The following is a 10,072-nucleotide window of genomic DNA, read 5'->3' on the forward strand; positions in this document are numbered from 1 at the left end:
CTCACCACCGCGGCAGCCGCAGTGTGGCAGGAACCGGCTCTCGGCGGCGAGTGCTTCCATCAAGTAGGCGACGGAATCGTTCTGCCGATCCACCCACTGACTGGTGTGTCGGGAGCCGTCGACGTGCTGATTGGTACTTGCCTGGACGAGGCAAACGAGTTGGCGGTGCAGAACCCACTCTTCGCGCCAGGGCTGGAAACACACACCGAGAGCCTCATCGGCGCAGCGAAATGGGCTGAACTCCAGCAGATCTACCAGCACACGAGCGCCGCCGGCCGTAGCTGGGAAATGGACCTGCTCAGTGCCTCGTTCAACGTCATGCCTTCGCTCTGGCTTGCCGAGGCGATCACACGCGCCGGCGGTCAGGCCTGGCAGTACCGTTTCGACTACGCGGCTGCGAGCCCGCACGGACCCGTGCATGGCTCTGACCTCATGTTCACGTTCGGCACGGTCAAGGCAAGCCGCCTCATGCCTGGGGCAAACCTGGCCGCGGCCCAGGAACTCGCCGACTCAATGGTCGGGTCGTTCGCTTCCTTCGCGGCAACAGGCAACCCGTGCCACGCAGCCCTGCCAGCGTGGCCGTCCATTTCGGCTGGCAACGGCCCGACTCTGCTCTTCAACACCAACATCATGCTGGAGAACGGCATGATCCCGGAAGTGCAGTTCGAAGCCTGGGACGGGGTCGAGCCGATCCTGTTCTGACGCTCCGGTCTGCCGCTTGGGTGTACTCACGTGGGGGGCTTCCACCTTGATCGTGGACACCGGTCGTCATGCAGTGATGGCCAGCGTAGTTGATCTCTGTTCGAAGGCGACCGGCGCGAGGTAGCCGATTGTGGAGTGCCTGCGCTGGTGGTTGTAGAAGCCGAGCCGGCGGAAGACTGCGAGGCGGGCGGCTCTTGCGGTCGGCCAGCCGCGTCGGCCGGGCAGGATCTCCCGCTTGAGCGAGGCGAAGAACGACTCCGCGGCGGCGTTGTCCGCGGAGGTGCCGACCGCTCCCATGGACCGGAGGATCCCGGCCTGGTGGCAGGCGTCGGCGAACGCCTTCGACCCGTGCTGAGCCCCGTGATCGCTGTGGAAAATGACGCCGTCCACCTGTCCGCCGCGAGTGCGGACAGCCGCGTTGGGCGCGTCGGTGACGAGCTCGGCCCGCATGTGATCGGCCATCGACCAGCCCAGCTGGCGACGGGAGGACACGTCGATGACGGTGGCCAGATACAGGAACTTCCCGCCGGCGGTGGGGAGATAGGTGATGTCACCGACCCATGCCCGGTGGCGGCGGATGCGGTGAAGTTTTGCCGCAGCAGATCGGGCACCGCCCGGGCGGCGGGATCCGGGACCGTGGTGCGGTGTCGCCGCTGCAATCTCCGCCCCTGGATGCCGTGTTGGCGCATGAGCCGCTCGATGCGCTTGCGGTTCACCATCGCACCGTTGGCGCCGGGCTCGGCGGTGATCCGCTTGGCACCGTACGTCTTCCCGGACTCTGTGTGGACCTTGCGTATCCGCCGGGTGAGCGCTGAGTCGGCGGCCTCCTTCGCGGCCCCCGCCGGGGCGGTCTTCAGCCACCGGCAGAACCCGGACCGGGACAGATTCAGCACGGCGCACAGCCGCTTCACGCCGAAGGCGTCACGATGGTCGGCAACGAACTCGAAGCGGCTCACCAGTTCGTCTCGCCCGCAAAATACTTGGCCGCCCGGCGCAGGATGTCACGTTCCATCTCCAGCTCGCGGACCTGCTTGCGCAAGGCCGCGATCTCCACGTCCTTCGCCGACGCCGCAACCGCCTCGGGCCGCTCGGCGTTCTCCGCGGTCTTGATCCACTGCCGCAGCGTCTCGTGGTTCACGCCGAGCTCGGCGGCGATGCGTGACACGGGCCGGCCCGACGAACGGGCCAGCGCCACCGCGGCCGCCCGGAACTCCGCCCAGTACTTGTAGGTCCCCACTCGGGCCTCCTCTCCCTGAATTCAAGATCCAGTGTCGAGGTGTCCACGATCAAGGTGGAGGGCCCCAACGTCCGTCTCCATCTCACGTGTGGCATGCGGGAGTTCATCGATCGCGACTCTGACTGGCTGACCGTGTTCCAGCTGCCCACCCACGCCCCGGACCTCAACCCGCAGGAGGGCATCTTGTCGCTGGTCAAGCGGGAGGTCGGCAACCTCGCGGCCGCTGACCTCTCCCAGGTCACCCGAGCCGTCAAGCGCAAACTGAAGCAGATCCAGTACCGACCCGACGTCGTCGACGGCTGCCTCGCCGGAACCGGTCTGCCCCTCAACGACTGACCGACATCACGCATTCAAGTTCAGTAGATTCGCATCCCCGAGCTACCGAGAGGCCCTGTGTTCATGCGCGCACAACGGGAAGATCACCCCGGCGGGAATCCTGTTCGACCCGCACGTTCCATGATCGGTCGAGATACGGCTTCTGAACGATTTGCTATCCGAGGAGAGCGCGTCGGTCACACATATGACCACCGCCCGCGACACGAACATGTACGGTTTCACCTCCGGAGCTCTGGAGATGAAACGCATCGACGACGCGGCGCTGGTGCTGACGGTCCGGGTCGCGCGAGGGCCCGCCGTCACCGCCCGCACCGATCGCGTCAAATTCCTGAAACCCATCATCGTCGGCGATGTGCTGCATTCGTACGCTCGGCTGCTGAACACCGGATATACCTCGATCGACATCGACGTCGAGATATACACGGAACGTATGCGCACCGAAATGCCTTTCCTGGCTGGACGGGCCGAATTGGTTTTCGTCGCAGTAGACGAGAAAAATATGCCTCGCCCTTTACAGCGGGGCGGGAAGAATGTTCTGTGTGCGCGGTACAGCCGACAGGTCAAGATACAAGACACGGCCGCGCAAGCTCACCCGGTCCATGACCCGGACGACGTGCGGAAAACTGTCGAACTCCAACTCCCTGACCAGCCCCTGACGTGCGCTGAGAATCTGGGATGATTGCGGCCATGACGCGGGGCTCATTCGGGTCCGCTCCCCCGGCGCCGCAATACCGCACATAATGCCGGCAGGCCACCCGCCCACGTCGGCACCACCGCCGGACCGCTCTCCTCCCTCTCCTGAGGAGAGCGGTCCGGCCGGTAGTCGCCTCGTAATTGGGCGGCTGCCGCTGTTCAGCCGGCGAGGTTGCGCTCCCAGGCCCATGCCGCGATCTCCACGCGGTTCCGTGCCACGATCTTCTGCTGGATGCTTCCCAGATGTGTCTTGACGGTCCCCACGGCGATGAACAGCCGTTGCGCGATCTCCGCGTTGGTCATGCCGCGGGCCACCAGCCGTACGACGTCGAGCTCCCGCGGAGACAGATCGGCGGTGTCCGAAGCGGCGGCGGGCGGGGTGAGGTGCTCCAGCAGCCGAACAGTGATCGCAGGGCTGATCATCGCCTCGCCCGAATTGGCCGCCCGCACGGCTTCCACGAGCAACGTGGGTCCGGAGTCCTTCAGAAGGAAACCACACGCCCCGTTACGCAATGCGGTATGGACGTATTCGTCGAGGTCGAATGTGGTAACCACGATGACCTTGACGGGTTCGACAGTGGCCGGGCCGGCCAGCAGTCGCAGCGCTTCCAGACCGTCCATACGGGGCATCCGGATGTCCATCAATGCCACGTCGGGTCGTACGCGGCGGGCCAGTTCCACGGCCTCCACCCCGTCACAGGCCTCCCCCACGCACTCCATGTCGGGCTGCCCCTCGATGATCATTCCGAAACCGGCACGCACCATAGCTTGGTCATCAGCGATCATTACCCGGATCGTCATCGTGCCGCTCCGTTCCGCAGGGGCAGCGCCGCATCCACGACCCAGCCGCCTTCGATCCCCGGCCCTGTGGTGAGCCGGCCGCCGAGTGACTCTACCCGCTCGGTGAGCCCCGCGAGCCCGAAGCCTGAACGCTCCCAGAACATCGGGGTGTTACCGCCTGCGGGCTCATCGTTCTCCACCCTCACCAGCAGCCATTCCGGCGTAGCGTTGACCGACACCTCCACTCCGGATGCGGAACCCGCATGCTTGCGGACGTTGGTCAGCGCCTCCATCACGATGCGGTACGTGGTGCTGGTGACCTCCGCCGGGAGTCCCTCCGGCACTTCCTGGACGTGTAGCCGCACCGGCGGTCCCCCGGCCGTGGCGTACCCGTCCACCAGGTCGGGCAGGTCCGCGATACCTGTCAGTGGAGTTCGTGGTGCCGCGTCGTCGTCCTGGCGCAACACCCCGATAATGCGCCGCATGGCTGCCATGGTCTCCCCACCGGCACGCTCGATCTGCTCCAGGGCGGCGATGACGCGTTGTGGGTTGTCCGCCGCGATCACCTGTGCCCCCTGTGCCTGGACAATCATTCCCGTGACGTGGTGTGCGACGAAATCGTGCAGGTCCCGGGCGAAGTCCGCGCGCTGCTCCGCCCTGGCGACGAGCATCTGCTGCTCACGCGAGGCCGCCTGGAAGCGCAACAGCACGCCGGTCATCACCGCGACCACGGCACACATCGCCTCCAGAAAGGCCGCATTCAGACCGGCGTGCACTCCGGTGAAGTTGGTGTAGATCGTGCGCAGCGGCTGGCACAGCATCGCCAGGCCAAGCGCCGCGACGGTCACCGGCATAAGACGGCCGCCGCCCCACCGGATCACCGCGATGATGACCAGCCACATCCCGAACGCTTCGGCAACACCGAAGGACGTGTGGGGCGTCAGCGGATGGACCGCCGGCACCATGGCCAGAGTCAGCGCCAGCGAACACACGGCGAGTAGCAAGGCCCGTCGCACCATCTGGTCCGGCCTCCATCGGCGGGCCATCAGCCAAACGGCCAGTGCGCCGATGGCCAGCACCACCCGTGCGGAACCCGTCAGCCAGCCCTGGAAGCCCCTGGTCATGACATCCACCGTTACCAGAGCCGCCGTAGTGAGAAGAGCGGGCGGACGGCCGAAGAGCAACCTCTGCGCCCAGTGCCTGTCAGTCATCATCCGTCCCACGGTAGCGCCGGCAGCAGCGCACACGGATCGGCCATCGGACAGACCTCTCGCGCTGTGTCCCCCCGGGCGCAAAAGCCCTGGCAGCACTCAGGAAGCACAGGCAGTCCGACGTCTCGGCCCCGCATCTGCCGAAAGTCAGAGCCGCCCCACCATGGTCCTTCCTCGCGGCCGATGTGGAGCCCCTTCACCAACCGCGAAGCTGCTGGAGCGCACACAGCCAGCCCGGAGGAGAAGTGGGAATGCACAGCACACTGAACCAGGCCACGGTCCCCCAGCCGGATCCGTCGTCGAGCGCCGCCGCCGCGGTGAATCTGGTGAAGATCTACGGCTCGGGTGACACAGCGGTCCGCGCGCTCGACGATGTGACTGTCACGTTCGCCCGAGCCGAATTCACCGCGATCATGGGCCCGTCGGGATCCGGGAAGTCGACTTTGATGCACTGCCTCGCCGGCCTCGACCACGCCACATCGGGGCAGGCGCTGCTTGGTGGCACGGATCTGGTTCAACAGTCGGAGCGGACGCTAACGATGGTCCGCCGGGAGCGGATCGGCTTCATCTTCCAGGCATTCAACCTGCTGCCTCAGCTGACCGCGGTGCAGAACATCACCCTGCCGCTCGACCTGGCTGGCCGACAATGTGATCAACAGCTCTTCGATTATCTGGTCGACGCGCTCGGGCTGAATGAGCGGCTCGGGCACCGGCCAGCCGAACTCTCCGGTGGCCAGCAGCAGCGGGTAGCCATCGCTCGTGCCCTCCTGGGCCGGCCCGAGATTGTCTTCGCCGACGAGCCGACCGGCAATCTCGACTCCACCGCCGGAACGCAAGTGCTCAGCATGCTGCGTTCCATGGTCCGCACGCTTGGCCAGACCGTCGCCATGGTCACCCATGACCCCGGGGCCGCGGCCTACGCGGATCGGGTGGTGCTGCTGGCCGACGGCCGCATCGCAGGGGACATCAGGCATCCGAGCGTGGCGCTGGTCGCCGACGAACTGCGGAAGCTGACGGTCGGCCGATGACCATTCTGCGCACTCAGCTTCTGGATCTTGCCCGGCACCCTGCACGCCTGCTGTTGACCGGGCTGGCCATCGTCGTCATGTCGTTCGTGGTGTTCGGCAGCGTGCTGGCGTACCAGATCAGCGAGCGGACGCTGCTCGATAAGTTCAGTGGCACCCCGACTGCCGCGGATCTGGTTGTCACGGGAGGGGACCCTCTCACCACCCGAAACCTGGAGATGATCCGTCAGGTGCCTGGCGTCGCGGAGGCATCCGGGCGCCACAGCGCCTCCTACAGCCTTCCCAAGCCGGCAGGCAACGAGTTCACCGTGAGCGCCGACCCCGGGTCCGGCCCCCTCGCCACCGTGCGTCTGACCAAAGGAACCTACCCGCATGCTCCGCATGAGGTAGCGGTCACGGACCGCACCGCGGAGCGGCTGGGACTATCCATCGGCTCGACCACCACAGTGCGCTCCCCCGTCGGCCCTCGCGCAGTGCTGCTGCACGTCACCGGCGTGGTGCAGGCCAAGCAGGACAACGGCAACGACGCCTACACCACAGACGAGCTCGCCGCCCGACTCCCCGGCAGCGCCACGTTCGATCAGGTGGACATCCACCTCAGCCCCGGCACCGCCAAGCCCTCTGTCCGCACCGCATTGCAGGCCGCCCTCGCCGATGGCTCGCACGTACGACAGCACAGCGCTCCGCAGATCATCGACGGCGATGTAGTACGCACCCAGGAGGCGACCGAGGCCGTACGAAGCTTGAACACCATCTTCGGTGTTGTCACGATGTTCGTGGTGGTTGCCGCGCTGGCCGCGGCATGGGTGGCCACGTCCACGTTCCGCATCGTCTTCGTCCAGCGTGTACGGCAGCTGGCGTTGCTGCGGGCGGTGGGTGCCGACCGGGCTCTGCTAGCCCGTGCGCTGGCCGCCGAAGGAGCCCTGACCGGCCTTGTCGCCGCGACGGCGGGTGTCCTCCTCGCAATGGTCGTCGGCCGGATGGCACCGGCAGTGCTGGGACTTTTCGGCACCGCCGTAGCCTCCCCTGACCTCGCCCTCGGCCCGGCGTTCGCGGTGATCTGCGGGGCCGGTGCCCTCACGGTCCTCGCCGTGCTCGCCCCTGCCCTGTCCGCAGCCGGCGTATCACCCATCGAGGCACTGCGCACAGCAGGAACCGCGGACAGCCACCAGAGCATCGGCAAGGCGCGGACCGCGCTCGGCGCACTGAGCGCCGTGGGCTCCGCACTCATGATCGCCGTCGTCCTCACCCATCTGCCGACTCCAGGGCAGAAGGACTATGATCCGCAGCCTCTGCTCTTGGTCATCGTGGGCGCCGGGGCGCTGGCCTTCCTCGTCCTTGTGGCATGGGGCCCGGCGGTCGTCCGACCCGTGCTGCGTCTGCTGGGCTCGCCGCTACGGGCCACGGGGCCGGTCGGCCGGCTCGCAGTCGGAGGAGTGGGCGGTGGCGCCCGGCGGGCCGCCTCCGTAAGCCTCGTCGTCACGTTGGGCGTCACCCTGATCACCGGGGTGCTCATTGGCTCGGCGTCCATGCGGTCTCTGGCAAAGGGACAGCTGGCCGCGGTCGCGCCCGCCGACTTCCGCCTCGCCGACGACGACGGCAAGCCGGTCCCGCCTCAGACACTGTCCCGGGCGAAGGCAAGCCCCGAGCTGAGGAACGTCGTGCCTTACCGGAGCATGCCAGTCGTCGCCGAGCGACAGGGCGCCCAGTCGGCCCTCGGTATCGATCTGCATGCCCTGTCGATCTGGCGGGACTTCGCCACCACCGAAGGATCGCTGTCGGATCTCGGCCCCGGCCGGGTGGCGGTGCTGCAGAACTTCGTGCAGGCCACCGGCAAACACACTGGGGAGGCGATCACTCTCAGCCACGGCTCGCACAAGGTCACCGTCCGGATCGCCGCGGTCATGGAAGCCGTTCCACTGACCGCAAGCTTCATAGCCGACCCTGGTGATCTGCAGCGGCTCGGCGCGCCGTCCGCGTACGCGGGCTTCGTCGCCAACGCGGCCAAGCCGGGCGAACAAGGCCGTACGGCCGCCCTCAAAATCCTGCAGAGCGATATCGTCGGAGACAACACCCATCTGACGGTGGACACCCTCGCCGATCAGCGTGACGCCACCAACGCGCGCTTCGACTCCGTGGTGTCCCTCGCCCTGGCCCTAGTCTCCCTCACCGTGATCATCGCGGTCGTGGGGGTGGGCACCACCACCAGCCTGTCGGTGGTCGAGCGGGTCCGTGAAGCCGGGCTGCTACGGGCACTTGGCATGTCCCGTCGCGGACTGCGCACCATGCTGACCGCCGAGGCAGGTCTGTATGGCGCACTCGGCGCGGCCCTAGGACTCCTGCTGTCCTTGCCGTTCGCGTGGTTGACAGTGCTCACTCTGCGCACCTCGGCCCAGGTCGAGGTCCCGCTGCCACAGCTCACCGGAGTGGTCCTGCTGATGACGGCGCTGACGGCATTGGCCGGTGCGCTGCCTGCGCGCCGGGCAGCCCGGATCAGCCCGATGGAGGCCCTGGCCGCCACCGACTGAGTCCCCCGGGCAGTGGAGTACCACCCCAGGCCTGCTCTGCCCCCCCTTTCCCCGGCCCCGGGAACGGTACCGATACCGGACGCTGTTGGTTTATTCGGGGCCTTCCTGCTTCGCCCCGTCGATCTTGTGGTCGGCGGGGCGAAGCGCTGCGAAGTGGCTGGTGCGGGTGCGGGCTCGTGGTGTGTCGGTGAGGTGGGCGTCGATGCGGGCGAGGTTGATGGCGGCGCCGGTGAGCTGATGCTGGAGGCTGGTCTTCGCCAGGCCCTGGTAGCGGGATCTACGCAGGCCGCAGCGGAGCACGCCCTGTGCGATCGTGCCTTCGACTCCGGCACGGGTTTTGTAGCGCTCTTTCCAGGCAGCGGTTTCCTGTTCGGTGCGGGCCTGGCGAAGGGCCTCGTGTTCGGCGCGGGGCTGCAGGGTGAGGCGCCGGCCGACTCTGGAGGATGTGCACTGCTCACGGACGGGGCAGGGCTGGCAGTCGCTCTTGTTGAAGCGGATCCGGATCACGGGGACGCCTTCCTCGGAACGACAGGGGTTCCAGCGCCTGGTGGTCTTACCTCCGGGGCAGGCGGCCTGTTTGTTCTCCCAGTCGATGGTGAAGGCGTCTCGGGAGAATCCACCGCCTGCAAGGGTCTGAGGGCTGGGGTCCCTGGCGGCCGGTCCGGTGAGCGTGATGCCGTACTCGCGGCGGGCGTGGACGAGTTCGTGCGCATCGACATATCCGGCGTCGACCAGGTGCTCACCGGGAAGACGGCCCGCTTCGGCGAGCTGCGCGTGCACGGTCTGGGTCATCGACACGTCGGGGACCGTCGCGGTGGTGGTGGCCACGTTCGTGATCAGGTTCGGAGTGTCCACCTCGCAGGTCTCGGTGAGGTGGACTTTGTAGCCGTCCCAGACGGTGTCGCGTTTCACGCTGCCGCGTGTCTCGATGTCATACGGCGTGACCAGGCGCATCGCGCTCGGTGGCCGATCTTTTGGGTCCCGACGCCTCACCTCGCCCTCGACCAGGTGGAAGGACTGGACCCATGTCTGCCGCAGGATCTGAACTTCCTCGATCTCTTGCACTCCCGCGGGTGCCCGGGACGAGAAGACGGCCTCAAGCAGACGCGTCCCGTCCACTCCGATCCTCCGGCCGACCTCGTCACGCTTGGCACGGGTCTTGGGGAACCGGGAGTCCTCGACCCGGGTCGCGTAATGCTTGAACCAGTCCGTCTCGGCCACCTCCACCAGCCAGTCTGGAGCTGCCTGCGCGAGCGCGTTCAGCGCGGAGCGCAGCGTCTCGGCCACCATCTCCAGCCAGGACAGCTCCCGTGCCGCCGACAGCACATGCGTGGAGTCGGTGCGGGCCCGGCCCGCCGCCTTGAGCAGTCCCTTGTCCCGGGCAGCGGCCAGGATGCCATCCAGTACCCTCCGCCCGGCGTCCGCTTCGACCAGCCGGTCCCTGAACTCCGACAACACCGAGAAATCAGTGGGCGTTAAGTCCGTTTCTGGTAGCGGCCTCGTCCGGGTTGGGTGAGGAAGCCTTGGCGGACGAGGCGTCCGAGGCGGCTGCGGGTGACG

Annotated in this window: 6 protein-coding genes and 3 pseudogenes; 5 read left to right on the forward strand and 4 right to left on the reverse strand. The window is 67.2% G+C overall.

Going from position 1 to position 10,072, the window contains the following annotated elements; genetic code table 11:
• The coding region (locus ACZ4MF_RS48100; protein ID WP_467500683.1) for a carboxylesterase family protein at positions 1-702 on the forward strand (702 nt) is incomplete at its 5' end.
• A gap of 66 nt (positions 703-768) precedes the next feature.
• Here the strand turns inward: ACZ4MF_RS48100 and ACZ4MF_RS48105 are convergent.
• Positions 769-1,939 (reverse strand): annotated as a pseudogene (locus ACZ4MF_RS48105) (IS3 family transposase).
• 66 nt (positions 1,940-2,005) lie between these two features.
• Here ACZ4MF_RS48105 and ACZ4MF_RS48110 point away from each other — a divergent pair.
• Both ACZ4MF_RS48110 and ACZ4MF_RS48115 read left to right on the forward strand, forming a co-directional pair.
• Positions 2,006-2,275: pseudogene (locus tag ACZ4MF_RS48110) on the forward strand (transposase); the annotation flags it as partial.
• Positions 2,276-2,459: 184 nt separating this feature from the next.
• Entirely contained in the window at positions 2,460-2,954 is a 495-nt protein-coding gene (locus ACZ4MF_RS48115) for an acyl-CoA thioesterase (RefSeq protein WP_467500684.1), read from the forward strand.
• A 173-nt stretch (positions 2,955-3,127) separates the two neighbouring features.
• Here ACZ4MF_RS48115 and ACZ4MF_RS48120 read toward each other — a convergent pair whose 3' ends face one another.
• Together ACZ4MF_RS48120 and ACZ4MF_RS48125 are read right to left on the reverse strand one after the other, a co-directional pair.
• On the reverse strand, positions 3,128-3,769 hold the full coding sequence (locus tag ACZ4MF_RS48120; protein ID WP_467500686.1) for a response regulator: 642 nt from the start codon (positions 3,767-3,769) through the stop codon (positions 3,128-3,130).
• On the reverse strand, positions 3,766-4,872 hold the full coding sequence (locus ACZ4MF_RS48125; protein WP_467500687.1) for a sensor histidine kinase: 1,107 nt from the start codon (positions 4,870-4,872) through the stop codon (positions 3,766-3,768). The genes ACZ4MF_RS48120 and ACZ4MF_RS48125 overlap by 4 nt, the downstream gene beginning before the upstream one ends.
• A 338-nt stretch (positions 4,873-5,210) precedes the next feature.
• Here ACZ4MF_RS48125 and ACZ4MF_RS48130 point away from each other — a divergent pair, with 338 nt between their 5' ends.
• A complete protein-coding gene (locus ACZ4MF_RS48130; protein ID WP_467500689.1) occupies positions 5,211-5,987 on the forward strand; it encodes an ABC transporter ATP-binding protein in 777 nt (258 codons plus the stop codon).
• Positions 5,984-8,512, forward strand: a complete 2,529-nt coding sequence (locus ACZ4MF_RS48135; RefSeq protein ID WP_467500691.1) for an FtsX-like permease family protein — start codon at positions 5,984-5,986, stop codon at positions 8,510-8,512. Before ACZ4MF_RS48130 ends, ACZ4MF_RS48135 begins: the two co-directional genes overlap by 4 nt.
• Positions 8,513-8,602: 90 nt before the next feature.
• Here the strand turns inward: ACZ4MF_RS48135 and ACZ4MF_RS48140 are convergent.
• Positions 8,603-9,979, reverse strand: a pseudogene (locus ACZ4MF_RS48140) (transposase); the annotation flags it as partial.
• Positions 9,980-10,072 lie beyond the last annotated feature (93 nt).

Source organism: Streptomyces sp. NPDC025793, from assembly GCF_055558375.1.

Coding starts and splice junctions, on each gene's coding strand:
- ACZ4MF_RS48135 (WP_467500691.1), top strand. CDS start 5,984: ATGACCATTCTGCGCACTCAGCTTCTGGATCTTGCCCGGCACCCTGCA.
- ACZ4MF_RS48120 (WP_467500686.1), bottom strand. CDS start 3,769: ATGACGATCCGGGTAATGATCGCTGATGACCAAGCTATGGTGCGTGCC.
- ACZ4MF_RS48125 (WP_467500687.1), bottom strand. CDS start 4,872: ATGACCAGGGGCTTCCAGGGCTGGCTGACGGGTTCCGCACGGGTGGTG.
- ACZ4MF_RS48115 (WP_467500684.1), top strand. CDS start 2,460: ATGACCACCGCCCGCGACACGAACATGTACGGTTTCACCTCCGGAGCT.
- ACZ4MF_RS48130 (WP_467500689.1), top strand. CDS start 5,211: ATGCACAGCACACTGAACCAGGCCACGGTCCCCCAGCCGGATCCGTCG.